Here is a 24,686-nt window from a genome sequence, read left to right as displayed (position 1 = left end):
GCTACGAGCCGGATCCGCCGCTTCCCCCGGAGCGGGCTCGGGGCCCCGGGTCCTGAGGTTCGGGGACTGGGTCATTGGGCCGTGAGGCGTGGGTCCGGGTGGGCGTGGGCAAAATGGGTAGGTCTGTCCCGGCCGGCCCTGCGTTTGCCCAGGTCGGTTCTCGGCCGCGCACACAAACCGAAACAGAATACCCACGGCCGGGTCAGCTCAAGCCGGGTTGGAGCGGATTGGAATGGGGCCACCTGGAAAATGTGTCATCGCAGCCGAGAGGCCCGAAAATGACCTGGGGAAACGGCGGGTGCCGTGGCTACCATGACACATTTTCTCGGTTATCCCCCGTCCGGCCCGGCCGATCCCACCTGAAACGGCCGATCCCCGGCCCCGGGACCCCGCTCCCCCGGCCGATCCATGGCCCGGCAACCGACCCCACACAAAAAACGGCACCGCCCAGGCCTCTAAGGCCCGGGCGGTGCCGGTTGACCGTGGAGCATAGGAGAATCGAACTCCTGACCTCCTGCTTGCAAAGCAGGTGCTCTACCAATTGAGCTAATGCCCCAAGGTGTTCTGGTGGGCCTAGCAAGAATCGAACTTGCGACCTCATCGTTATCAGCGATGCGCTCTAACCGACTGAGCTATAGGCCCGTTGAACGAGAAATCACTTTACAGAGCGCCCCGAGAAAAAGGCAAATCGCCTTCTCACCTGCGTTTTTACCGGCGGCACCCACGACGTCGGCAACAAAGAAACCCCGCACCCAAAGGTGCGGGGCCTGGCCGGAGAAACCTGCCGGAGAAACCTGCCGGAGCCTGGTTCCCGGAGCCTAGTTCTCCTGGACCTCGACGACGAGGCCGCCGAAGAGGTCGACCACGGCGTTGTAGATCAGCGCGCCGACGGGGGCCAGCGCGGTGGTCAGCAGGGCCAGCACCGCCCCGCCCAGGGCGGAGAGGCTGATGACCATGCCGTAGCCGATGATCCCGTCGCCGCCGATGCCGCCGATGACGGAGTTGACGTTCTCCCAGACCCCGGCCGCGGCGAGGCCGAAGTAGAGGATCGTCACGCAGACCAGCCACGCCACGAGCGCGACCAGCGAGAGGGCCAGTGCGACTCGGAAAGCGGACATGGGCGAGACCCGGGTGAGCACTACTTCCTTCTGTGCCACGGTCAGTTACCGGTCCTTTGCTTCTCGAACTTGTCGTGCTTGTCGGGGCGGCCGACGGCCCGGGATCCAGCTCCCGGACCGGCGCGGCCGGTCATGGCTTGGCGCGACCAGGCCCAGTCCCAGACTCATGCCTGGTCCGTGTCCTAGTCCTTGTCGGACCCGGCGTCGTCGGAGGCGCCGTCACTGCCGTCGGATTCTACCCCGGGCATGTCCTCCAGCGAGGGCTCATCGCCCTGCTGGCGGTCGGCGGGTCCGGCGACGTCGCCCTTGGCCACGGCCTCGGCGGTCTCCTCACCCTCGTGCTCGACGTTCTTGTCGATGGCGAAGAGCTCGACGTTCTTGTCCAGGTCCACCAGGCGCACGCCCATGGTGGCGCGCTGCGAGGGCCGGATCTGGTTGACCTCGGTGCGGATGACGCCGCCGGAGGTCGTGATCGCGAAGATCTCGTCGTCCTCGTCGACGGCCAGCGCGCCGATGAGCTTGCCGCGCTTCGGGGTGTACTTGAAGGTCACCACGCCGAGGCCGCCGCGGCCCTGCACGCTGTACTCGTCGAGCGAGGTGCGCTTGCCGTAGCCGCCGGAGGTGGCCACCAGCAGGTACTCGCCGTCGCGGACCACGCACATGGCCAGCAGCTGGTCGTCGCCGCGGAAGCGCATGCCCTTCACGCCGGCGGTCGCGCGGCCCATCGGGCGCAGCTGCTCGTCGTCGGCGGTGAAGCGGATGGCCTGGCCCTCCTCGGAGACCAGCAGCAGGTCGTCCTCCTCATCGCAGAGCGCCACCCCGATCAGGCGGTCGCCCTCGTGGAGGTTGATGGCGATCAGGCCGCCGGAGCGGTTGGACTCGTAGTCGGCCAGGCGGGACTTCTTCACGCGGCCCTGCGCGGTGGCCAGGACCAGGTACGGGGCGTCCTCGTAGCTCTGGATCTGGATGACCTGGGCGATCTTCTCCTCAGGCTGGAACTCCAGGAGGTTGGCCACGTGCTGGCCGCGGGCGGCGCGGCCGGCCTCGGGCAGCTCGTAGGCTTTGAGGCGGTAGACGCGGCCGAAGTTGGTGAAGAACAGCAGCCAGTCGTGGGTGGAGCACACGAAGAAGTGGCGCACGACGTCGTCCTGCTTGAGCTCGGCGCCGCGCACGCCCTTGCCGCCGCGCTTCTGTGAGCGGTAGGCGTCGACCTTGGTGCGCTTGGCGTAGCCGGTGGAGGTGATGGTGGCCACGACGTTCTCGCGGGCGATGAGGTCCTCCTCGGAGACCTCGCCGGTGGCCGCGACGATCTGGGTACGCCGCTCGTCGCCGTACTTCTCGACGATTTCCTCGAGCTCCTCGCGCACGATGCGGCGCTGGCGCTCCTCGCTGGCCAGGATGTCCTTCAGGTCGGCGATCTCGCGCTCGACCTCGGCCAACTCGTCGATGATCTTCTGGCGCTCCAGGGCGGCCAGGCGGCGCAGCTGCATGGCCAGGATGTGGTCGGCCTGCACCTGGTCGACGTCGAGGAGCTCCATCAGGCCCGTCCGGGCGATGTCCACCGTCTGGGAGCGGCGGATCAGGGCGATGACCTCGTCGAGGGCGTCGAGGGCCTTGACCAGGCCGCGCAGGATGTGGGCGCGCTCCTCGGCCTTGTCCAGGCGGAACTGGGTGCGCCGGACGATGACCTCGATCTGGTGGGCGACGTAGTAGCGCAGCATCTCGTCGAGGCGCAGGGTGCGCGGCACCCCGTCGACGATCGAGAGCATGTTGGCGCCGAAGTTCGTCTGCAGCTGCGAGTGCTTGTAGAGGTTGTTGAGCACCACGCGCGGCACGGCGTCGCGCTTCAGCGTGATCACGATGCGCATGCCCACACGGTCGGAGGACTCGTCCTCGATCTTGGAGATGCCGGCGAGCTTGCCGTTGGTGACCTGCTCGGCGATCGAGGAGATGAGGTTGTCCGGGTTGACCTGGTAGGGCAGCTCGGTGATCACGATGATCTGGCGGTTGCCCTCCTCCTCGATGGAGGTCACCCCGCGCATGCGGATCGAGCCGCGGCCGGTGGTGTAGGCGTCCTTGATGCCCTGGTCGCCGACGATGAGGCCGGCGGTCGGGAAGTCGGGGCCCTTGACGCGTTCCATGCAGGCGCCCAGCGCGGTCTTCTCGTCGGCACCCGGGTTGGCCAGCAGCCAGTAGATGGCGTCGGCCAGCTCGTTGAGGTTGTGCGGCGGGATGTTGGTCGCCATGCCGACGGCGATGCCGCCGGAGCCGTTCATCAGCAGGTTCGGCACGCGCGAGGGCAGCACGTCCGGCTCGGAGGTCTTGCCGTCGTAGTTCGGGGAGAAGTCGACGGTGTTCTCGCGGATGTCGCGGACCATCTCCATGGCCAGCGGCGTCAGCTTGCACTCCGTGTAACGCATGGCGGCCGGGCCGTCGTTGCCGGGCGAGCCGAAGTTGCCCTGGCCGTCTACCAGCGGGTAGCGCATGTTCCAGCTCTGGGCGAGGCGCACCAGGGTGTCGTAGATGGCGATGTCGCCGTGCGGGTGGAACTGACCCATGGTGTCCGAGACCGGGCGCGCGGACTTCACGTAGCCGCGCTCCGGGCGGTAACCGGAGTCGAACATCGCGTAGAGGATACGGCGGTGCACCGGCTTGAGGCCGTCGCGCACCTCGGGCAGCGCGCGGCCCACGATCACGCTCATGGCGTAGTCGATGTAGCTGGTCTCCATCTCCTCGTTGATGTCGATGGGATGGATGCGATCGCCACTCAGAATGTCGTCGCTCATGCTCACCTTTCTCTGAGGCCTTAAACAAGTCCATCTTACGCGCCACAGGGCCGTGTGAGCGATTTTCCGCACCGGTGCGGTATCACAGTGGTACCGTCTGCCCCATGGCGATGACGTTGCGGCTCTCGGCCGAGGAGGACCGCGCGCTCGCGCTGCTGGCGCGCGCGCAGGGTTCGAGCAAGAGGGAGGCGGCGGTGCGTGCCATCGTCGCCGCCGCCGCGCGGACGCTTGACGACGCCGCGGTGGTCCAACTGGCGCGCGAGTCCGTGCGCGAGTACACCGCAGCCGAGGAACGGCTGCGGTGAATGGGGCGGAAGGCGCAGTTCAGGACGGTGCCGCTGTCGCCGCGGGCGGGGATGGCCGGGCTGGCGGGGCGCTGCGGCGGATCCGCGGCCTGAGCTTTGAGCAGGTGGTGCTGGTCGCCGACGAGGTCTGCGCGGCCACCGGCGCGAGCGTGCGCGACTACCCGGGGCTGGCCGCCCTGGCCGGGGCCACGGCGCCGCGGCTGGCGGGCGCACCCGTGCACGCCGACGGCGACGCGCAGGCCCGGGCGGTCGCGGCGCTGACCCGGAAGGTCGTTCCCCTGACGCCGACGCGCTCGGCCAACGAGGTGCTCGCCGCGGTGCTCGTCGACGTGCTGGCCGCGCGAAACGAGCGGCCGGCCGGTTAGATCGGTCTAGATCCCGTTGTCGGAAAGGAAGCGCTCGAAGCGGTCGGCGACGATCTGCGGCTCGCGCGCCCAGCGGTTGTGGCCCAGCCGGCCGGGCAGCTCCTCGCAGGCGACCTTCGCGTTCGGCAGGTGCCCGGCCAGGGCCTGCGAGGAGGCCAGCGGGCACATCTCGTCGTTCTCGAAGCGGGTGAACAGCACCGGGACCTCCACCCCGGAGAGGGCCGTGCGGTGGTCGGGGACGCCGTGGCCGCTAAAGACGTTCTCGAAGCTGTTGTGCAGGGCGAGGTGGCGCCAGTCCGCCATGAGGCGGGCAGGCTGGCGGCCGTAGCCGACGGGGTCGATGCCGGCCATCGCGCCCGGCCAGTGGCCGAAGAGCCGGTTGCCCAGCGCGAAGAGGGAGGCACCGACGCGGATGCGCACGCGGGTGTTGCCCTCGAAGATGCGGAAGTACGGCGAGCCGCTGCCCACGCCGAGGAGGCCGGCGACGCCGAGCAGCGGGGCGTCGTCAAGCGCGAGAAAGGCGGTGGCGACCTGTCCGCCGAGGGAGTGGGTGAGAAGCACGGTCGGGTGGGACTCATCGAGGCCGAGTTCGGCCTTGGCGGCCTCGATGGCCAGGCGGTAGTCCTGAGTGGCCAGCTCGAAGTAGCCCCAGTCGGCGCGGCGACCGGCGCGGGCGGTGCTCGCTCCCTGGCCGCGCAGCTCGCCGATGGCGGCGGGGAAGCCGCGCGCGGCGAGTTCGGCGGCGATCGGGCGGTAGTAGGTGGCGCCGACGCCGAAGCCGGGCCAGAGCATCACCAGGGGGCGGTCGCCGCCGAGGAAGACGTTGACCGGCGTGCGGGAGCCGTCGGGGATGTCTGCGTCGACGATGATCGGTTCAGTATGGTGCGTCACAGTCGCTGATGGTACGGGGCGCGCGGGTGCGCCGCGGGGTTTTCCGGGGCCCGGGCTCCGCACCCGAGCACGGGGGTGGCGGGGCGGGCGGAGAAGTCCAGGAAGACGGCGGGTGAAGAGGTTTCGGCGCCGGTATGGTGGGCGGCGACCGGGCGGCCATGTACAGTGTGAGACTGTTGTGGTTGCAGTTAACTGATGTGACTATTGAGTCCTCGGGTGACTGTGGCGGAAGAGCCGCAACCAAGCTTTGAGCGGAAGGACGTTGAGCTCATGCAGAACGAGCTGGCGCACCTTTTGGCGAGCCGGCACCGCGCCGGGCTCGTCGCGGACCTCGGCGAACTCGCCGAGGAGACCATCCGCTCGCGCACCGGCGTCAGCGGGGTCGCGCTGCGCACGACCATGAAGGCCGCGCGCGCCGTCGACCGCGACGTGGTGGTCAAGGTGATCGACCGGATGATCCCGGACGTCCTCGGGGCGCTGACCCCGCAGTGGACGGAGTTCTGCGCGGGGCGGGAGGATGCCTCGGGAGGCGACCCAGGCGCGGAGGCTGACACGGCTGACGCCGGTTCGCGGCCCGACGCCACCGTTGATGCAGCCAACAATAGGGATAAGCAAGCAGACATAACCGCAGGTAACCGCTCCGTGGAGACCGGCCAGGACTTCGCGGAGTTCCTCGACGCCCGCCGTGACACCACCGCTGAGCAGTTTCTGGCGGTCTCGGACTCGTGGGCGGACCGGGTGGACTTCCCGGCGCTACTGACGATCTACCGCGGCGTGCGCGGCCGGGCCCACGGGTTTATCGTGCCGGCGGTGCCGGAGCTGGGCCGGATCATCCAGCGCCACGCCGACAACAGCTGAGCCGCCGGGCTGAGCAGGCAGCCCCCAACGGCCCAAGCCCGGCAGCCCGCCCGGAGACAGACACACCAAAAGGGGGCCGCAGCACAGTGCTGCGGCCCCCTTTCTCGCGCGGGCGCGACCCCGACGCGCTCGGGCGCGGCGCGGGCCCGCCCGCCGCGCCCGAGCGCGACGTCGGCAAGCCCGAGGCGCCAACCCTAGATGTCCAGGAAGCGGACGTCCTTCGCGCGGCGGGTGATGAAGGAACGGCGGGCCGTGACGTCGTCACCCATGAGGATGGAGAACAGCTCGTCGGCACGCTGCGCGTCGTGCAGGTCGACGCGGCGCAGGATGCGCGTGGTCGGGTCGAGCGTGGTCTCCCACAGCTCGTTCGGGTTCATCTCGCCGAGGCCCTTGTAGCGCTGGATGCCGTCGTCGGTGTTGATCTTGCGGCCGGCCTCGCGGCCCTCCTCGAGCTGCTTGTCGCGGTCGGCGTCGGAGAACGCGTAGCCCGGCTCGCCCTTCTGCCACTTCAGCTTGTACAGCGGCGGCTGGGCGAGGTAGACGTGGCCCTCCTCGACGAGCGCCGGCATGAAGCGGAAGAGCAGGGTCAGCAGCAGCGTGGCGATGTGCTGGCCGTCAACGTCGGCGTCGGCCATGAGCACGATCTTGTGGTAGCGCAGCTTGTTGATGTCGAACTCGTCGTGGATGCCGGTGCCCAGGGCGGTGATGATGGCCTGGACCTCGGCGTTCTTGAGCACGCGGTCGAGGCGCGCCTTCTCCACGTTCAGGATCTTGCCGCGCAGCGGCAGGATGGCCTGGTACATCGAGTCGCGGCCCTGCTTGGCGGAGCCACCGGCCGAGTCGCCCTCCACGATGAACAGCTCGGAGCGTGTCGGGTCCTTGGAGCGGCAGTCGGCCAGCTTGCCGGGCAGTCCACCCAGGTCGGTGGCGGACTTGCGGCGCACCAGGTCGCGGGCCTTGCGGGCGGCCTGGCGGGCGTGGGCGGAGGAGATCGCCTTGTTGACGATGACCTTGGCCTCGGCCGGGTTGGCCTCGAGCCAGTCGCCGACGTGCTCGTAGGTGGCCTTCTGCACGAAGGAGCGCACCTCGGTGTTGCCCAGCTTGGTCTTGGTCTGGCCCTCGAACTGCGGGTCGGCCACGCGCACGGAGATCACGGCGGCGATGCCCTCGCGGCAGTCGTCGCCGGTGAGGTTCTTGTCCTTCTCCTTGAGCAGCTTGTGGTCGCGCGCGTAGCGGTTCATCAGGGAGGTCAGCGCGGAGCGGAAGCCCTCCTCGTGGGTGCCGCCCTCGACCGTGTTGATGGTGTTGGCGAAGGTGTGCACCGACTCCTTGAAGGAGTTGTTCCACTGCATGGCCAGCTCGAGCTCGTGGCCCTCGCCGACGGCGTCAAACGCCACGATCGACGGGTGGATCGGCTGCTTGGAGTTGTTCAGGTAGTTGACGTAGTCCTGAAGGCCGTTCGGGTAGTGGAAGACCTTCTTCTTCTCCCGCTTCTTCGGCGTGGCGGGGGCCTCGCCGGCGTCGGCCTTCTCGTCGACCTCGTCGAGGCTGGTGGCGGTGTCGCCGCCCTCTGCGATCGCCTCGAGCTCCAGCTCGGCATCGGTGGCGCGCTCGTCGCGCAGCGTGATGGTCAGGCCCTTGTTCAGGAAGGCCATCTCCTGCAGGCGCCGCGAGATCGTCTCGAAGTCGAACTCGACGGTCTCGAAGATCTCCGCGTCCGGCCAGAACCGGATGGTCGTGCCGGTGCCGCGGGCGTTGCCGCCCTCGATGATCGGGTCGGGCAGCGCGTTCTGGAAGTTCTGCAGCCAGTGCTTGCCGTCGCGCTTGATGTCGGCCTCGACGCGGGTGGACAGGGCGTTGACCACGGAGATGCCCACGCCGTGCAGACCGCCGGAGACCGCGTAGGACTCGGAGTCGAACTTGCCGCCGGCGTGCAGCTGGGTCATGACGACCTGGACGGTGGGCACACCGGAGGCGTGCATCTCGACCGGGATGCCGCGGCCGTCGTCGACGACCTGGACGCCGCCGTCGGCGAGTAGGGTGACGTCGACCTTGGTCGCGTACCCGGCCATCGCCTCGTCGACCGAGTTGTCGACGACCTCCCACACCAGGTGGTGCAGGCCGCGCTTGCCGGTCGAGCCGATGTACATGCCCGGGCGCTTGCGGACGGCCTCCAGCCCCTCGAGGATCGTGATCGATGAGGCGTCGTAAGCGTGGTGCTCAGCGTTGGTTGCCACGTGAACCTGTTACTCCTCGCTGAAGTTACGTTGAGATCCGGCCCCCGCGCCGCCGCCGATCGTTGACCGGCGGCCGCAAAAGGGTCAGATTTCTTTTAGACTGCCCCAGTCTACACCCCGGTACCCGCCCCCCGGCAGACCCCTCGCGCGCGTCGTAGGGCCTCTCACGGGCCGTGTATGGCGTTTGCCCAGTTCAATTTCCGACGTCTCGCCTGCACCCGTCTTCGTCACACCTCGCCGTGGGGCGCCTGCGCGCCCCGGGTGCGCGTCCCTTGTCTGGGGTGCGCGTCCTTGTGCCGGGTGCGCGACGAAGTCGCGCACCCTATCCGTAGGTGTCGCGCGGCCCGCGCCCCTTGACGTGCAGCGGGCCCTTGCGCCAGCTCGGCGCCTTCGGACCGAAGATCTTCAGCTGGGTGATCACGTTGGGCCCGACCTTGCGGGCGATCTCCTGGAGGATCTGGCGCTGCAGGTAGCGCAGGTTCGTCGCCCACGACGTCGAGTCGCAGGAGATGAAGACGGTGGTCTCCTTGATCATCTCGACGCGGGTGTGCTGGGCGATCTTCTCTCCGACCAGCTCCTCCCAGTGCCCGGAGACCCAGCCGTCGGCCAGGTGCCCGGTCCAGCCGCGGCGGTGCATCTCGCGGCTGAGCAGGCTGCCCACATTGTCGACGTCGCGCCGGCGCTGCACGATGTAGCCGTCCGCGCCGGTGGGAATGCCGCGTTGACGCCTCGTCCTCCCGCGCCGGCCGCGCCCGGTCCGCTCGGGCTCCTTCAGGCCTGGAACCTTGGCCTCGGAACGGACGTTGGCCTGGAACTTCAGGCTCGGCGCGTGCCGGTTGCCGGCGCCGGCGCGACGACGCAGATTGCCGAAGGCCTCCGCGATGATGTCGCCGCCCACCTGCGGTTCGGCGGAGTTCTCGCGTTCGCTGTCCCTCACTCGGGCGCACCGCCTTCCTCTTCCTCGGTTTCTTCTTCGCCGGCCACTTCGCCCGCCGCGGCCCCACCGGCACCCTTTTCCTGGGCGCCCTCTTCTTCGGCGCCCGCATCTTCGCCGGCCACTTCGCGCGCCGCATCAGCGGCGGGCGCACCACCGGAGACGGTGCCGTCTTCCGCATCGGGGTGGGGCGCGGCGTCGAGAAGCGAAAGGTGGTCGTCGTCGAGGGTGATCTCGTGGCGCGCGACGGTGAGTCCGTCGAGGTTGCCGGGCAGGTCCTCGTCGACGGCGGCGGTGATGAGCACCTGCTCGACCTCCTGGGCGAGCGCGACGAGCTGGCGGCGGCGCTGCGCATCGAGCTCGGCGAAGACGTCGTCGAGGATCAGGATCGGGTCGGTGCCCTCGGCACGCAGCAGCTGGAATTCCCCGAGGCGCAGCGCGATGGCCACGCTCCAGGTCTCGCCGTGGCTGGCGAAGCCCTTGGCCGGGCCGTCGCCGAGGGTCACCGAGAGGTCGTCGCGGTGCGGGCCCACCAGGCTCATGCCGCGGTCGATCTCCTTGTCGCGGGCGCGGCCCAGGTGGGCGAGCAGCTCGGCCTCGATGGTCGCGACGTCCGCGTCGGGTTCGACCTCGGTTCGCGGGGCGTAGGTGACGTGCGCGGCGCGCGGGCCCGGGGCCATCTGCGCGTAGGCCGCGGTCACGTGCGGGTCGAGCTCGGCGGTCAGATCCATGCGGGCGCGCATGACCTGCGCGCCGAGGGCGGCCAGCTGCGCGTCCCAGGTGTCCAGGGTGACCAGCGCGGCCGCACCGTCCTCGGAGCCGTAGCCGCGACGCAACGCCCGGCCGGCTGACTTGAGCAAGGCGTTTCGCTGGCGCAACACCTTGTCGTAGTCGGCCTTGACCCCCGCGAGCCGGGGCGTGCGCGTGGCGATGATCGCGTCGAGGTAGCGGCGCCGCTCAGCCGGTTCGCCGCGGACCAGCGCGAGGTCCTCGGGGGCGAAGAGCACGGTGCGCACCACGCCGAGAACCTCGCGCGGGGAGCGCAGGCGGGTGCGGTTGATCTGCGCCTGGTTCGCCCCGCGGGGTTTGAGCAGCAGGTGGGCGGTCAGCTGACGGCCCTCGTTGATCGCCGTGGCCGAGACCCGGGCGTTCTCCGCGCCGGCGCGGACCAGCGCGGCGTCCGAGTTGACCCGGTGCGAGGACAGGTGGGCCAGGTAGCCCACGGCCTCGATGATGTTGGTCTTGCCGTAGCCGTTGCGGCCGACGAAGAGGGTCACCCCCTCGTCGAGGTGCAGGTTGAGCTGCGGCCAGGAACGGAAGTCGCGCAGGGAGAGTTCGCTGAGGCGCACCCCGGCCCGCCTAACCCGGCAGGCGCACGGGCATCAGCAGGTACGTGAAGTCCGTCGCCGGAGTCGGGAAGTTGCCCTCCGCGTCGGCCTCGGGAAGCTCCTCGGGCTCGGGGATGAGGATCGCCGGGCGCGAGGGCTCCGTGAAGCCGAAGACCACGCGGTCGGTGTGCACCACGGCCAGGCCGTCCTTGAGATAGCCCGGGTTGAAGGCGATGAGCAGCTCGTCGGCGCCGGTGAAAGCGCAGGGCATGGACTCCTCAGCGTGGCCGGAGTCGGTGCCGGCGGCCGAGAGGATCAGCTCGCCGGAGCGGAACTGCATGCGGATCTGCGCGTTGCGGTCGGTGACCAGGGAGACACGGCGGATCGCCTCCTGCAGCGGGGCGATCTCCACCGTCGCGATCGAGGTGTGCGTCTTGGGCAGCAGCGGCGTGATGTTCGGGAACTCCGCGTCGAGCATGCGCGTGGTGGTTTCGCGGTTGTCGGTGTGCACGCCGAAGAGGCCGGCCGCGCCGACCTGGTCGCCGGTGCCGACGGCGATGTCCACCGGGTCGTTGCTGACCTGGTTGTCCAGGGTACGGGCGTTGTCCTGCAGCGTCTTGGCCGGGATGAGCAGCGTGGCCTCGACGCCCGGCGACTTCGGCTGCCACTCCATGGTGCGCCGCGCCAGACGGAAGCGGTCGGTGGCGGCCATGACGACCTCGGAGCCGTGGATCTCGACGTGCACGCCGGTCAGCATCGGCAGGGTGTCGTCGCGGCCCGCGGCGGCGGCGACCTGGCCGACGGCCTCAGAGAACAGCCGCGGGTCGACGGTGCCGGTGACCTCGGGCAGCTCGGGCAGCTTCGGGTAGTCGTCGAGCGGGATCAGGGGCAGCTCGAAGTGCGAGGCGCCGCAGTCGACCGAGACGGTCGTGTCATCCAGGCGCACGTCGACGGGCTTGTTCGGCAGCGAACCGGTGATCTCCGCGATCAGCTTGCCGGCCACGGCGATGACGCCGGGCTGGTCGACGTCGGCCGCCACGCGCACCCGCGTCGAGACCTCGTAGTCGAATCCGGCCAGCTCAAGGCCCTCGTCGCCTGCGGTGATGACCATGGCGCGAAGCACGGGCTGGGCCGCCTTGGTCGGCAGGCTGCGGGCGACCCAGGCGACCGCGTCGGCGAAGTCGTCCTTGGCCACACGGAACGAGACCCCTTGTGACTCCATTTTCGGCACCTGCTCCCTCGTGATCCCGGGCCGCCGGCCGCGGGGACGGCCGGGGCAGCGAATGACAACAACTCCAAACTACCGGTTCGGTCGGGGCGACGGAACTTCATGTCATTTGCCGGGCGGTCTTTGACGGCCGGCGAGGCTGGCTCGTCCGGGCCCCTAGGCGCCGCGTGGCGCCCAGGGGCCGGTCCGCTCGATCCTCAACCCCCTCTTTCTTCTAGAGAATTACAAGTAATTTTCTTGGTAACCGCAGTAGGTCCTGTTGAGTCTGTGGATCGAGGCGCCCCGGTCGAGGTAAACCACAAAATCGTGGATGTGCGTGGCCGTGTGGACGGTCTGTGCATAACTCGGGGTCCCTGTGGACAACTTCCGGGGAGGTCTTGTCATTCACAATTCATCCACCGGCTCTCCCCCGCCGGCGGGCCATTTGTCCACATCCGGCGACCTGGGTTTTTGTGGTTCCGCAGGTCGGCGGCGCGGGGTGCCGCGGAGGGGTCCGCGGCGTGACCGGAATGACAGGAATCTCTGACTTACATTCTTGTAATTACACGGTTGTGGAGAACTCTGTGGACACTGTGGATAATCGGGTGGGTGGGCGGTGAGTTAGCTGGTGGGTAGGCTGGTTGGGTGGGCTGGTAGGTGGCGCGTGCTCGGGTGGGCCGGGGTGCGGGGTTTGCTCGGGGGTTGTGCGGGGGTCGAACTGACTTTTTGTGTCATACCGGGATCGGGGGTCGATTTTGACCTGGGCAAACGGCGGGCGCTCTTCACGCCATGACACAAAAAGTCAGGTGCTGCTCTCTCCGGGGCTGTCCTCTCCGGGGTCGGTGGAGACTCGTCGATCCCGGGACCCGGTGCCGGCCCCGGACCGGGACCGGTGGCGGGGTCTGCATCGGATCCTGGTCCGGGTTTTGGTCCAGGGCGGGGATGCGTGGGCATTTTGTGTAAGTCTGTCGCCGGCGCTCGGTTTTCACCTGGGCAAATGCCGGACGGCCCCGACAGACCGTCACAAAATGCCCACGGAAGGCCCTCGCTCAGGCCCTGGACCGGACCTGGACCGGGACCGGCTGGCCTCGGGAACCCTCTCCCCTGCCCCGCCAGGCCCACCGGCCTCACGTGCACCGCGATCCCCAGGCCCCTCCCCCGGGCACGCGAAAACCCGCCCGGATCGTGTCATCCGGACGGGTTTCGGTGGGACCGTCGGGGCCAGCAGGCTTGGAGGGTCGGCTAGGCCATGCCGGCCCCAGCCCAAGCCAGACCGGCCCAGCCCCCAGCCAGACCGGCCCCAACCCGATCAACCCCGCTAGATCGACGCGCGCCCCGCGTTCTTGATCTTCTGGGTCAGCGACTGGATCTCGTCGTAGGTGTCGCGCTTCTCCGTCATCTCCTTGCGGATCTTCCGGTCGGCGTACATCACGGTCGTGTGGTCCTTGCCGCCGAACTGGTCGCCGATCTTGGGCAGCGACAGGTCGGTCAGCTCGCGGCACAGGTACATGCCCAGCTGGCGGGCGTGCGTGACCGCGCGGGTCTTGCCGGTGCCGCACAGCGTGGCCGTCGAGATCCCGAAGTGCTCGGCGGTGGTCTCGATGATCGTCGAGGCCGTGATCACCACGTCCTGCGGGTCGGGCAGGATGTCGCGCAGCGCGACCTCGGCGTTGGCCAGGTCGATCGGCTCCTTGATCAGCGAGGAGTACGCCGAGACCCGCACCAGGGCTCCCTCGAGCTCTCGGATCGAGCTCTCGAAGCGGCTGGCGATCAGCTCGAGCACGTCGCGCTCCACACGCGTGCCGTCGGCCTCCGCCTTCTTCATCAGGATCGCGATGCGCGTCTCCAGGTCCGGCGGCTGGATGTCCGCGATCAGCCCGGCCTGGAAGCGGGTGCGCAGCCGGTCCTCGAGGGTGGTCAGCTCCTTGGGCGGGCGGTCCGAGGACAGGATGATCTGCTTGTTGGCCTGGTGCAGCGCGTTGAAGGTGTGGAAGAACTCCTCCTGCGTGCCCTCCTTGCCCTGCAGGAACTGGATGTCGTCGACCATCAGGATGTCGAGGTTGCGGTAGCGCCGCTTGAAGGACTCCTGCCGGTCGTCACGCACCGAGTTGATGTAGTCGTTGGTGAACTCCTCCGAGGAGACGTACTTGATGCGCAGGCTCGGCTGCAGCAGCTTGGCGTAGTTGCCGGCGGCGTGCAGCAGGTGCGTCTTGCCCAGTCCGGATCCGCCGGAGATGAACAGCGGGTTGTAGGCGCGCGCGGGGTTCTCGGCCACGGCGACCGCCGCGCCGTTGGCGAAGCGGTTCGACGAGCCGATGACGAAGGACTCGAAGGTGTAGCGCGGATTCAGCGAGGTCTCGCGGTTGGGGTCGTGCGCCGGCTGTTCGCGCGGCAGCCGTTGCGCGGACTCGCCGCTGTAGCTCTGCCGCCAGCCGCCGGCCTCGGTCTGCCGGGGTGCGCCGTTGATTGCCGACGCCCCGCCGGTCCCCGTCGCCGCCTCCTGCCGGGTGGGCGTGGGGGCCGGGGCGCCTGCGGCGCCTGGGCCGGCGTATCCGGAGTTGAAGTCGTTCTGCCTGGTGGGGGCGCCGCCGTAGCCGTCGGGCTGCTCAGTCCCGTATCCCGGGGCGAAGCCGGTTTGCTCGCCGTAGCCGGGCACCTCTGTCTGCTGCGGGGCCTCGGTGCGGCGCTGCTCCGGTGCCGGGGCCGCCGGGGCGCCGGCCGGGGCCTCCGGGTCGTGGAAGGCCGCAGGTGAAGAGGTCAGGTCGAAGGCCTCGCTCTGGTACGGCGCCTGGCGCTGTTCGGTCGGGGCCTCGCCACCCGGGAACCCGCCGGCGGAATCACCGCCGAAGCCGCCGGCGTTTTTCCCGGCGTTGAAGCCGGCTGCGGCGGCGCTGCCTGCCTGGCTGATCTGGCCGACCTGGCCGGCATTCTGCGGGGCGGCCGGGTTCTGGCCGATCACCGAGTCGACGGGCGCGGAGGCCGCGTCGGCCACGGCGTGGGCCTCCTCGGTCCCGCGGTGGGCGGCCTGCGGGTCGACCGAGACGGCCAGCGAGCAGGGCCGGTGCATGCGCTCGCTGAGTACCCGGGTGATCTGCTCGCCGAGCTCGTTCTCGACGACCTGCTTGGCCATCTGGTGCGGGGTCGCCAGCAGCACGTAGCCGTCGACCAGCACGATCGGCTTGGCCAGCGCGAGGAAGGCCCGCTGCTTGTGGTTCAGCGGCGGGATGCCGGAATCGGGGCGCTCGGAGGCGCCGACGAGTTCCGCGACGACCTCCCGCCACGTCTGCTCCAGTGCCTGCTTTCCCTCAGCCACGTCTCTCCCGTCTCGTCGTTCTCCTCCGCGCGGAGACCCGCACGGACCACACGGCGGGCGGAGGATCCGCCCGCCTGCACGCGGCGGCCGAAAATCCCACGGACCCGGGCTCCGGGCCCGTGGGGGCCACCGCGCACCGCCGCGACGAGGTGCCGCGGCTTCGCGTCTTGCTCATGAACTTGTCATTTCGAGGTCACTCGTTGTGCACCGGGCGCCCCACAGGACGATCTGTGCGCCGACCTCGTATTCCACACCGTTATCCACAGGTGTGGACAGCGGTGCGGGCCAGAGTTCTCCACAGGCCTCACTCTAGCCTGTGGAGAATGTGATTCTCCCAAATTAGAGCCATGACCTGCGGATTCCTTCCGACCCGCGGAAACCCTCAACTCCATGTTGAGAGTTATCCACAGCCGGGTGATTCACCGGCCTGTGGGAATTGTGGGCGATAGCCCCCATTGTTCCCCATCGCCCCCGATCACGAGACATCGCCCGCCTGTGGAGTTTCTCGCGGCGTGCCGCCGGGGGCGCGACGCGCCGTGTGGCCTGCCCGCGGGCCGGAGCGGAGGGGAAAATTACAAGAAAGGAATTACAGGGGCCCCCGTCTGAGCGGCGGGTTCTCACCGGCGTGTCGATTTGGCCTGGGCCTGCGATCTCCCGTAGTCTGTCATGGTCTGTCGCACCGGCTAACCACGTGCCAGCGGCCCGGGTTCCTCCGGGACCGGAGGTCCCCCGGACCGAATGGCCGACGGTTTGTCCCGGTGCGCTCTTACGGAGCCCGGCCGCCTGCGGCGCCGCTCCGGAAGTCATGTACGCACGGCTCCCCTCCGGGAGGGGCCGGGACAAAAACTTTGAGGAGACCACTGTGAGCAAGGGCAAGCGGACCTTCCAGCCCAACAACCGCCGCCGCGCCAAGAAGCACGGCTTCCGTACCCGCATGCGCACCCGCGCCGGCCGCGCCATCGTCGCCGCCCGTCGCCGTAAGGGCCGCGCGAAGCTGACGGCCTAAGGTGCTGCCCCGGCACCTCAAGCTGACGTCCCCCGCGCAGTTCACGCGGGTGATCCGCGGAGGGACCCGGGCCGGAACCAAGACACTGGTCGCCCACCTGGGCGACCCCGAGACCGGGCCCCGGATCGCCACCCACGGCGGTCCGCGGTTCGGTCTCGTCGTGTCTAAGGCCGTCGGCGACGCCGTCACCCGCCACCGAACCTCGCGCCGGCTGCGCCACATCTGCCGGCGCCTCGCCGAGGACGGCACCGTCGCCCCCGGCGAGGGTGTGGTCGTCCGCGCGCTGCCGGCCGCCGGCACGGCGGACTCGCAGCGTCTGGAACGCGACCTGCGCAAGGCGATCGGCAAGGCGCGCGGGCGCGGGCGTCGGCAAGCGGAAGGCACCCACGGTGCCTAGTGCTGCCACGCGGGCCGTGGCGGCGTCGATACGCTTCTACCAAAAGTACATCTCACCCCTTAAAATGGTGGCGACCTGCCGTTTTCAGCCCAGCTGCAGCGCCTACGCCCTCGAGGCGGTCCAGACCCACGGAGCGGTCAAAGGCACGGCACTCGCGCTCGCCCGGCTGGCCAAGTGCGGCCCCTGGCACCCCGGCGGCATCGACCCGGTCCCACCTCCGACCCCCAAGGAGCCCTGAACCTTCGTGCTCAACTTCATCTACTGGCCGATCTCCGCGGTCCTGTGGTTCTGGCACAAGATCTTCGCCTTCCCCTTCGGCGCGGATTCCGCCGTCTCGTGGATCCTCGCGATCATCTTCCTGACCTTCACGCTGCGCATCCTGCTGTTCAAGCCGATGCTCAACCAGATGCGCTCGAGCCTGAAGATGCAGAAGGTGGCCCCGAAGATGCAGGCCATCCGCGAGAAGTACAAGAACGACCAGCAGAAGATGATGGAGGAGACCCGCAAGGTCCAGAAGGAGATGGGGGTCAACCCCGTCGCCGGCTGCCTGCCGGTCCTGGCCCAGATGCCGGTGTTCATCGGCCTGTTCCACGTGCTGCGCTCCTTCAACCGCACCGGTGACCAGGCCGGCGGGCTGGGGCTGAGCCCCGAGGAGAACGCCAACATCCCGAACTACATCTTCGGGGTCGACGAGGTGCAGTCCTTCCTGGGTGCGAAGCTCTTCGGTGTGCCGCTCTCCGCGTACATCTCGATGCCGCAGGAGATGTACGCCGCCTTCCCGGACTCCGAGTCGCTGTCGCGCGGGATGATCATCGCCGTCGCCGCGCCGCTGATCGTCATCATCGTGCTGGCCACGCACTTCAACGCACGCCAGTCCGTCGAGCGCATGAACCGCCGCCGCGAGTCCGGCAAGACCGCCGCGCCGAGCAACGACATGGCCGCGATGCAGACCCAGATGATGTCCAAGATGATGATGTGGGTCATGCCGGGCACCATCCTGTTCACCGGCTTCATCTGGCACATCGGCCTGCTGTTCTACATGGTGGCCAACAACATCTGGACCTTCTTCCAGCAGCGCTACATCTTCGCCAAGGTCGACGCCGAGGAGGAGGCCGAGGAGGCCGCCGCCCTGGAGGCCAAGCGCGCCACCGCCCCGAAGGTCGGCCAGAAGCCGAAGCGCAACAAGGGCAAGGGTGCGGCCAAGGCGAACACCGTCGGCGGTGCCACCGCCACCAAGACCGACCCCGCCAACGCCGGTAACGCGGGCGCGGCCAGCAAGCCGCAGCCCGGCCAGAAGCCGCAGAACGACAAGGGCGGCAAGAAGAAGAACAAGAACAAGGGCAAGAAGGGCGGCAAGCGGTGAGCCAGTCCCCCGAGACCGCCGGGAGCGCCCAGGGTGCCGCCGCGGACAACGGCTCCGACGCCGGCGCCCTGACCGGCGACCTGGCACGGGCGGCCGCCGGCGTCTTCGGCGACCGCCTCGACCTGGCTCGCGAGTACCACCGGATGCTGGCGACCACCGGCTCCGAGCGCGGCTTCATCGGCCCGCGCGAGGTCCCGCGCCTGTGGTCGCGCCACATCCTCAACTGCGCCGTGGCCGGCGAGGCCATCGAGTCCGGCGCGCGCGTGACCGACGTCGGCTCCGGCGCCGGCCTGCCCGGCATCCCGCTGGCCATCGCCCGGCCCGACCTGAAGATCGTGCTGCTCGAGCCGCTGCTGAAGCGCTCCAACTTCCTTCACGACGTCGTGCGTGAGCTCTCCCTGGACAACGTCACCGTCGCGCGCGGGCGCGCCGAGGAGAAGAACATCCGCCGGGCGCTCCCGGCCGCCGACGTGGTCACCTCCCGCGCCGTGGCCCCGCTGGGCAAGCTGACCCGCTGGTCGCTGCCCCTGGCCAAGCGCGGCGGCGCGATGGTCGCCATGAAGGGCGCCAGCGTGGCCGAGGAGCTCGAGCGCGACGCCCGCGAGATCGCCGCCGCCGGCGGAACGGACGCGGAGATACTCACCGTCGGCGAGGGTGTCCTCGACGAGCCCACGACGCTGATCCGCATCGTCCGCGGCGCCGACCGCGTGCGCTGACGCCGCGGCGCGCAGGCGCCCGCCCCGGCTCCCGGCAGGCCCGCCCGGTGTCCCCCGCCCGCCCTGCCGGGTACCACCCACCCGCCCGTGAGCGGCGGGCGCGGAGTCACCTCTCGGGCACCCGGCACGAGCGGATAGAGTGGGGTGGGTAATCCGCGGCCGGCGCCGGTGCGGGGGCATCCCCCTCCGGCGTCCGCCGCGGCGCGATCGCAGCGAGACGGAAAGGGGCAGATGCACCAGCATGGCCGATGAGCACAGCGCGCCCGAGGCCGCCATCCCGGAGCGCGCCCGCCTGGAGCGCCCGGAGCGCCCCCGGCTGATCACCGTGGCCAACCAGAAGGGCGGGGTGGGCAAGACCACCTCCGCGGTCAACCTGGCCGCCGGCCTGGCCAGCTGCGGGATGAAGGTCTTGGTCATCGACCTCGACCCCCAGGGCAACGCCTCCACCGCGCTCGGCGTCGAGCACCGCGCCGGGACCACTTCCAGCTACGAGCTGCTCATCGGGCAGGCCACCGCGCAGGAGGCCGTCCAGGTCAGCCCGCACCACCCGAACCTGCACTGCATCCCCGCCACCATCGACCTGGCCGGCGCGGAGATCGAGCTGGTCTCGATGGTGCGCCGCGAGTACCGCCTCTACGACCAGCTCAAGGGCGGCGTCCTCGGCGAGCGCGAGTACGACTACGTCTTCATCGACTGCCCGCCGTCGCTGGGGCTTCTGACCATCAACGCGATGACCTTCGTCGAGGAGGTCCTCATCCCCATCCAGTGCGAGTACTACGCGCTCGAGGGGGTCGGCCAGCTGCTCAACAACATCTCCATGATCCGCGAGCACCTCAACCCGATGCTGCACATCTCGGCGATCCTGCTGACGATGTACGACGCGCGCACCAAGCTCGCCGAGCAGGTGGCCGCCGAGGTCCGCGAACACTTCGGTGACGTCACCATGCGCACCGTCATCCCGCGCTCCGTGCGCGTCTCCGAGGCCCCCGGCTACGGCATGCCGGTGCTCGCCTACGACCCGTCCTCGCGCGGCGGGATGGCGTACGCGGCGGCGGCCGAGGAGTTCGCCAAGCGCGGTGACTACACCCCCGGCGAGGGCACGGGCCCGATCGGCGTCAGCCCGGCGACCGCCGAACAGCTGAAAGGTAGCGAGGAATGACGAAGGCGCAACCGAACCGCCGCGGGGGCCTGGGCCGTGGCCTGGCCGCCCTCATCCCCACCGGCGCGGAGAAGCCGCACCTTTCCGACGCCGCGGCCGACGCCGTGCTGGGCCGCTCCCGCCCGGCGCGTGACCCCCGCGACCCGGACCTGCGGGACGCGGATCCGCGTGACCCCCGCGACCCCCGGGACCCCGACCCGCGTGACGCCGCGACGGGCTCCGAGACCGACGCCCCCGACGCCGCGGGCGAGTCCGCCGAGAACGGCAAGAACGGCAAGGGCGCGGGCAAGGCCAAGAAGAAGGCCGCCAAGGACAAGGCCGCCAAGCCCGGCAAGGCCGGGAACGACCGCGCCCCGCACGCCCCGCACGTGACCCCCGGACCGGCCACCCCGGGCCTGGACCGCCTGATCGCCGAGGCCGGCGACCGCGACCCCGCCCCGACCACCCGGGACGTCGGCGCGACCTACCAGGAGATCCCGGTCGGCGAGATCTACCCGAACGAGCGCCAGCCGCGCCAGGTCTTCGACGAGGACGACCTCTCCGAGCTGGTCCACTCCATCCGCGAGTTTGGCCTCCTGCAGCCCATCGTCGTGCGCCCGGCCGACCACGGCTTTGAGATCATCATGGGCGAGCGCCGCTGGCGCGCCGCCGGCAAGGCCGGGCTCGGCCGCATCCCGGCGATCGTGCGGGAGTCCGACGACTCGACGATGCTGCGCGACGCGCTGCTGGAGAACATCCACCGCGTCCAGCTCAACCCGCTCGAGGAGGGCGCGGCCTACCAGCAGCTGCTCGAGGAGTTCGACGTCACCCAGGAGGAGCTGGCCCGCCGCCTGGGCCGCTCGCGCCCGACGGTCACCAACACCATCCGGCTGCTCTCGCTGCCGGTGCCGGTTCAGCGCAAGGTCGCCGCGGGTGTGCTCACCGCCGGCCACGCCCGGGCCCTGATGGGCCTGAAGACCGGCGCCGAGGCCCAGGAGGCCCTCGCCGAGCGCGTCGTCGCCGAGGGGATGTCGGTGCGGGCCACCGAGGAGGCCGTCACCCTGCTCAACCGGGGCGACCAGCCCAAGAAGCGCGCCGCACGCTCCCAGGTCGAGCAGCCCGAGGCGATGACGCACGCCGCCGAGCGGCTCGCCGACGCCTTCGACACCCGCGTGACCGTCACCATGGGCAAGCGCAAGGGCAAGATGGTCATCGAGTTCGGCGACGAGGCCGACTTCGAGCGGATCATGGCGTTGATCGAGAAGCGCTGAGGCGATGATCCCCCGGCTGGCCCCCGTCGCGCAGGAGACGCTGACCTCGGTGCACCCGCAGGCCGCGCGCAGCGTGTTCTGGGAGCTCGGGGACCTCGACGCCGGTGACCCGCTGCTCGAGAAGGAGGCGTGGCTGACCACGGTCCTGCTGACCTTCGGCACCTGCGGGTTCAACCTCGACGCCGGCTCCGGCCTGCGCGGCAGGGCCCGCGCCACCGTGCTCTTCTGTCCGCCGGCCGACGCCGCCGGCTGCACGCGCATGCCCAGCGGACCCGTCAGCGCCGACGCGCTGGTGCTGACCAGCCTCTTCGTCGACCCCGACCTCACCGTCGGTGCCAGCCACGTGCTCGTCGACGCCGCGCTGGCCGAGCTGACCGCGCGCCGCACCCGGGTCGTGGAGGCCTTCGGCTACCGCGACGGCGTGGAGTGCTCCACCCTGCCCGGCTCGCTCGTCGGCCTGGTGGCCGACCCGCAGGCCGTGGGCCTGCTGCCGGCCGAACTGCTCGCCGCGACCGGCTTCGAGGTCGTCGCCGAGCACCCCGTCTTCCCCCGCTTCCGCCTCGAGCTGCCGCCGCCCAACGGGCTGCTCTCCGCCGCCGAGGCCGAGGAACTCCTCGCCCCGGCCTAGCACTCCGACCTAGCGCCCACGGCGCCCAACGGTGCCGCCTAGCGCCCGCGGCGCGCGCAGCGCGCCGCACACGCACAGGAGCCACGCCCGTGCGCGCACGGGGTGCGACGGGACGTCGGCAATTGAAGAAGGTGCCTAGCTGCTGCGCTTCTCGTCGCGGAGCAGCTCCGCGAAGCGGTAGGTGCCCGTGCGCTGGGTGTCGTTGTCCAGCAGGTAGAGGCGCTTGACGGCCACCACGACGGCCTCGGCGATCGCGTCGCGCTTGGCCGGGTCGGTGATGATGGCGACGTCGCCCGGGTTGGTCAGGTAGCCGGCGACGACCTCGACGGTGGGCATCCGCGTCAGGCGCAGCACCTCCCAGGTGCGGCCGTGGTTGCCGCAGTTGGTCAGCTGCGTGCGCGCGACGATCTCGCGCTGGATGTAGCCGGAGAGCGTCTCGCCGGTCAGCGAGTTCGCGCCGATCTCCGAGCCGAAGTAGAAGGTGGCCACGCCGGCGGCCTTCTCGTTGGGGTAGCTGTCGCAGGCCAGCGAGATCATCAGGTCCGCGTCCATCGCGTTGGCCATGTCCGCGCGCGCCTTGGCCGGCGGGTCGTCCTGGCGGGTGCGCGAGAGCGTGGCCTCCATGCCGGCCCTGGTCATCCGGTCGCGGATGCGCTCGGCGAGGTCCCAGAGGATCTCCTCCTCGGTGATCCGCCCGTAGCGGCCGTCGACGGTCTGGCCCTGGCGGCCGTTGCCCAGCGCCGGGTCGATGACCACGCGCTTGCCGGCGAGCCGCGGCCCGGCCTGGCGGACGTGCTCGCGCTCGCGGATCGCCTGGGCGGAGCCGCCCGTGATGCGCCGGCCGAGCAGACTGAGCGCGCGGGCGGTCTCGGGGCCGAACTCGCCGTCGGCGTCGATGCCGGAGTTGAGCTGGTAGGTGCGCAGCGCGCGGACCGTGTCCGGGCCGAAGTGGCCGTCGATGCGGTCGGAGTAGAAACCGAGTTCCTGCAGCTGCTTCTGCAGCTGGGCGACGTCGTCGCCGAGCACCGGTTCGGAGTCGTCGAAGCGCAGCACGCGTTCGCCCAGCGTGTAGGAGGCGCCGCGCAGCTCGCGCAGCGTGATCTCGTCGATGTTGCCCGTGGGCATGATGCCGCGGGTCTGCTGGAAGGCCTTGATCTGCTGGGCGAGGTCCTTGTCGAAGTAGGTGTCCTCGTCGGAGTACTGGCGTGAGGACGCCGAGGTGTCCGGAATGTCACCGGCGTACCCGCTCAGCAGGCCCAGTCGGGCCAGCGTCATCCTCGCCTCGGCCACACGGGGGCTACGGTCGCCGACTCGGAGAACGTCGGTCACGGCACTCCTTTCCAGACGTCGCACGTCTGTTACCCGGGCGTCGGGGCGCCCGGTCATCGGGCGCGGTCGGCCCGCCTTCCAGGCGCCGGGGCGCCTGTCTTAAAGATTAGCAGCTACAGAATCTTTTCCACGCGCCGGAGGATCTCGCCGGCCGGGCGGGCCCCGGTGAACTCGTCGACCTGCTTGCCGCCCGAGTAGATGACCACCGTGGGGATCGACAGGACCTGGAACATGGCCGCCAGGCCACGCTCCGAGTCGACGTCGACGGAGACGACGCGGGCGCGCTCGCCGAGCTTGTCGGCGACCTTCTCGAGCTCCGGGCGCAGCGCCTTGCACGGCCCGCACCACTCGGCCCAGAAGTCCACGAGCACCGGCACGTCCGACTCGACGACCTCCTCGCGGAAGGTCGCCTGGGTGACCGGGGTGACCGCGGCGCTCACGCCTCAGCCTCCGCCCCGAGACCCAGGGTCTCGATGTAGGCCTGCGCGTCGAGCGCGGCGCGGCAGCCGGAGCCTGCCGCGGTGACGGCCTGCTGGTAGTGGTCGTCGACCAGGTCGCCGGCGGCGAAGACACCGGGCACCGAGGTGCGCGTCGAGGGCTCCTCGACCTTGACGTAGCCGGCCGGGTTCAGCTCGACCTGGCCGTCGAGGAACTTCGAACGCGGGTCGTGGCCGATGGCGACGAACAGCGCGGTGGCGTCCAGCTCGCTCTTCTCGCCGGTGACGGTGTCGGTCAGCTCGAGGCCGGAGACCTTGCCGTCGGCCTCGTGGATCGCCGAGACGGTCTTGTTGACCAGGAAGTCGATCTTGTCGTTCCGGCGGGCGCGCTCGAGCATGATCGGCGAGGCGCGGAACTCCTCGCGGCGGTGGATCACGGTGACGGACTCGCCGAAGCGGGTGAGGAAGTTGGCCTCCTCCATCGCCGAGTCGCCGCCGCCGACCACGGCGATCTTGTGGCCCTTGAAGAAGAAGCCGTCGCAGGTCGCGCAGGTGGACACGCCGCGGCCGGAGAGCTCCTCCTCGCCGGGGACGCCCAGGTGACGCGGGGCCGCACCGGTGGCCAGGATGACCGCGCGGGCGCGGACCTCCTCGTCGCCGACGTGCAGCACCTTCTCCTCACCGTCGAGCTCGACGGAGTCGACGAGCTCCTGGCGCAGGTCGGCGCCGAAGCGCTCGGCCTGGCTGCGCATGGTCATCATCAGGTCGGGGCCCATGATGCCGTTCTCGAACCCGGGGTAGTTCTCCACCTCGGTGGTGTTCATCAGCGAGCCGCCGAACTCGAAGCCCTCGAAGACCACCGGTTTCAGCTCCGCGCGCGCGGCGTAGAGCGCGGCGGTGTACCCGGCGGGGCCGGAACCGATGATCGCGAGGTCGTGAACGGTCATTGATGTCTCCTTGATGGACGCGTCTGTGCCGAGGAGCCATCCTACCGTGCGCCCCTGGAAGCCCGTGGTTGACGACGTCGCGCGCGTGCCGCAGCTGCGCTGCGGCACCGTG

At 70.0% G+C, this 24,686-nt stretch carries 22 protein-coding genes and 2 tRNA genes; 11 read left to right on the top strand and 13 right to left on the bottom strand.

Going from position 1 to position 24,686, the window contains the following annotated elements:
- Window positions 1–483 precede the first annotated feature (483 nt).
- From QP119_RS03805 to gyrA, 4 genes are all read right to left on the bottom strand, one after another.
- A tRNA-Ala gene (locus QP119_RS03805) sits at window positions 484–556 on the bottom strand.
- Window positions 557–565: 9 nt separating this feature from the next.
- Window positions 566–642: transfer RNA gene (locus QP119_RS03800), tRNA-Ile, on the bottom strand.
- 176 nt (window positions 643–818) lie between these two features.
- Window positions 819–1,157 carry a DUF3566 domain-containing protein gene (locus tag QP119_RS03795; protein ID WP_284773751.1) on the bottom strand — a complete coding sequence of 113 codons (339 nt, stop codon included), beginning with the start codon at window positions 1,155–1,157 and terminating at the stop codon, window positions 819–821.
- Between the two features lie 143 nt (window positions 1,158–1,300).
- Window positions 1,301–3,904 (bottom strand): DNA gyrase subunit A, encoded by a 2,604-nt coding sequence (gyrA, locus tag QP119_RS03790; RefSeq protein ID WP_284773750.1) that lies wholly within the window; start codon window positions 3,902–3,904, stop codon window positions 1,301–1,303.
- 104 nt (window positions 3,905–4,008) lie between these two features.
- On the opposite strand from gyrA, the gene QP119_RS03785 reads away from it, so the two are divergent.
- Both QP119_RS03785 and QP119_RS03780 read left to right on the top strand, forming a co-directional pair.
- Entirely contained in the window at window positions 4,009–4,209 is a 201-nt protein-coding gene (locus tag QP119_RS03785) for a CopG family transcriptional regulator (RefSeq protein ID WP_075662929.1), read from the top strand.
- A gap of 104 nt (window positions 4,210–4,313) precedes the next feature.
- Window positions 4,314–4,574: a hypothetical protein gene (locus QP119_RS03780; protein WP_284773749.1), complete on the top strand. Its 261-nt coding sequence runs from the start codon at window positions 4,314–4,316 to the stop codon at window positions 4,572–4,574.
- A gap of 6 nt (window positions 4,575–4,580) precedes the next feature.
- On the opposite strand, the gene QP119_RS03775 is transcribed toward QP119_RS03780, so the two are convergent.
- A complete protein-coding gene (locus QP119_RS03775) occupies window positions 4,581–5,465 on the bottom strand; it encodes an alpha/beta fold hydrolase (protein ID WP_284773748.1) in 885 nt (294 codons plus the stop codon).
- A 270-nt stretch (window positions 5,466–5,735) separates the two neighbouring features.
- Between QP119_RS03775 and QP119_RS03770 the strand changes: the two genes are divergently transcribed.
- Window positions 5,736–6,323, top strand: coding sequence for a DUF6918 family protein (locus tag QP119_RS03770; RefSeq protein WP_284773747.1), 588 nt, complete (start codon window positions 5,736–5,738; stop codon window positions 6,321–6,323).
- Window positions 6,324–6,517: 194 nt separating this feature from the next.
- Here the strand turns inward: QP119_RS03770 and gyrB are convergent, their stop codons facing one another.
- The 5 genes from gyrB to dnaA all read right to left on the bottom strand — a co-directional run bounded on the left by gyrB (window position 6,518) and on the right by dnaA (window position 15,342).
- A complete protein-coding gene (gene gyrB, locus QP119_RS03765) occupies window positions 6,518–8,560 on the bottom strand; it encodes a DNA topoisomerase (ATP-hydrolyzing) subunit B (protein WP_284773746.1) in 2,043 nt (680 codons plus the stop codon).
- A gap of 322 nt (window positions 8,561–8,882) precedes the next feature.
- Entirely contained in the window at window positions 8,883–9,497 is a 615-nt protein-coding gene (locus QP119_RS03760) for a DciA family protein (RefSeq protein ID WP_284773745.1), read from the bottom strand.
- Window positions 9,494–10,843 (bottom strand): DNA replication/repair protein RecF, encoded by a 1,350-nt coding sequence (recF, locus tag QP119_RS03755; protein WP_284773744.1) that lies wholly within the window; start codon window positions 10,841–10,843, stop codon window positions 9,494–9,496. Before recF ends, QP119_RS03760 begins: the two co-directional genes overlap by 4 nt.
- A gap of 10 nt (window positions 10,844–10,853) precedes the next feature.
- The gene (gene dnaN / locus QP119_RS03750) at window positions 10,854–12,044 is read right to left on the bottom strand and encodes a DNA polymerase III subunit beta (protein WP_284773743.1); all 1,191 of its coding nucleotides are present in this window, start codon (window positions 12,042–12,044) and stop codon (window positions 10,854–10,856) included.
- A 1,303-nt stretch (window positions 12,045–13,347) separates the two neighbouring features.
- Window positions 13,348–15,342, bottom strand: a complete 1,995-nt coding sequence (dnaA, locus tag QP119_RS03745) for a chromosomal replication initiator protein DnaA (protein ID WP_284773742.1) — start codon at window positions 15,340–15,342, stop codon at window positions 13,348–13,350.
- 862 nt (window positions 15,343–16,204) lie between these two features.
- On the opposite strand from dnaA, the gene rpmH reads away from it, so the two are divergent.
- The 8 genes from rpmH (at window position 16,205) to QP119_RS03705 (ending at window position 21,861) form a co-directional block, all read left to right on the top strand.
- Window positions 16,205–16,348 carry a 50S ribosomal protein L34 gene (gene rpmH, locus QP119_RS03740; RefSeq protein WP_075664750.1) on the top strand — a complete coding sequence of 48 codons (144 nt, stop codon included), beginning with the start codon at window positions 16,205–16,207 and terminating at the stop codon, window positions 16,346–16,348.
- A gap of 1 nt (window position 16,349) precedes the next feature.
- Complete coding sequence (rnpA, locus tag QP119_RS03735; protein ID WP_284773741.1) at window positions 16,350–16,745, top strand: ribonuclease P protein component; 396 nt, start codon at window positions 16,350–16,352, stop codon at window positions 16,743–16,745.
- The gene (gene yidD, locus QP119_RS03730) at window positions 16,738–16,983 is read left to right on the top strand and encodes a membrane protein insertion efficiency factor YidD (protein ID WP_284773740.1); all 246 of its coding nucleotides are present in this window, start codon (window positions 16,738–16,740) and stop codon (window positions 16,981–16,983) included. Before rnpA ends, yidD begins: the two co-directional genes overlap by 8 nt.
- 6 nt (window positions 16,984–16,989) lie before the next feature.
- Window positions 16,990–18,108 carry a membrane protein insertase YidC gene (yidC, locus tag QP119_RS03725; protein ID WP_284773739.1) on the top strand — a complete coding sequence of 373 codons (1,119 nt, stop codon included), beginning with the start codon at window positions 16,990–16,992 and terminating at the stop codon, window positions 18,106–18,108.
- Between the two features lie 68 nt (window positions 18,109–18,176).
- Window positions 18,177–18,824 (top strand): 16S rRNA (guanine(527)-N(7))-methyltransferase RsmG, encoded by a 648-nt coding sequence (gene rsmG / locus QP119_RS03720; RefSeq protein WP_336620405.1) that lies wholly within the window; start codon window positions 18,177–18,179, stop codon window positions 18,822–18,824.
- Window positions 18,825–19,065: 241 nt separating this feature from the next.
- Window positions 19,066–19,983 carry a ParA family protein gene (locus QP119_RS03715; protein ID WP_284773738.1) on the top strand — a complete coding sequence of 306 codons (918 nt, stop codon included), beginning with the start codon at window positions 19,066–19,068 and terminating at the stop codon, window positions 19,981–19,983.
- Window positions 19,980–21,233: a ParB/RepB/Spo0J family partition protein gene (locus QP119_RS03710; RefSeq protein ID WP_284773737.1), complete on the top strand. Its 1,254-nt coding sequence runs from the start codon at window positions 19,980–19,982 to the stop codon at window positions 21,231–21,233. Before QP119_RS03715 ends, QP119_RS03710 begins: the two co-directional genes overlap by 4 nt.
- Before the next feature lie 4 nt (window positions 21,234–21,237).
- Window positions 21,238–21,861, top strand: coding sequence for a hypothetical protein (locus QP119_RS03705; protein WP_284773736.1), 624 nt, complete (start codon window positions 21,238–21,240; stop codon window positions 21,859–21,861).
- Window positions 21,862–21,996: 135 nt separating this feature from the next.
- Here QP119_RS03705 and QP119_RS03700 read toward each other — a convergent pair whose 3' ends face one another.
- The 3 genes from QP119_RS03700 to trxB all read right to left on the bottom strand — a co-directional run bounded on the left by QP119_RS03700 (window position 21,997) and on the right by trxB (window position 24,574).
- Window positions 21,997–23,190 (bottom strand): N-acetylmuramoyl-L-alanine amidase, encoded by a 1,194-nt coding sequence (locus QP119_RS03700; RefSeq protein WP_284773735.1) that lies wholly within the window; start codon window positions 23,188–23,190, stop codon window positions 21,997–21,999.
- A 113-nt stretch (window positions 23,191–23,303) separates the two neighbouring features.
- On the bottom strand, window positions 23,304–23,630 hold the full coding sequence (gene trxA / locus QP119_RS03695; protein WP_284773734.1) for a thioredoxin: 327 nt from the start codon (window positions 23,628–23,630) through the stop codon (window positions 23,304–23,306).
- A complete protein-coding gene (trxB, locus tag QP119_RS03690; protein ID WP_284773733.1) occupies window positions 23,627–24,574 on the bottom strand; it encodes a thioredoxin-disulfide reductase in 948 nt (315 codons plus the stop codon). Before trxB ends, trxA begins: the two co-directional genes overlap by 4 nt.
- Between the last annotated feature and the right edge of the window lie 112 nt (window positions 24,575–24,686).

The sequence above is a fragment of the Corynebacterium frankenforstense genome (genome assembly GCF_030211955.1).
Lineage (GTDB): Bacteria > Actinomycetota > Actinomycetes > Mycobacteriales > Mycobacteriaceae > Corynebacterium > Corynebacterium frankenforstense_A.
The sequence above is the reverse complement of the archived record's forward strand: the minus strand, read 5'-3'. Positions and strand labels throughout refer to the sequence as shown.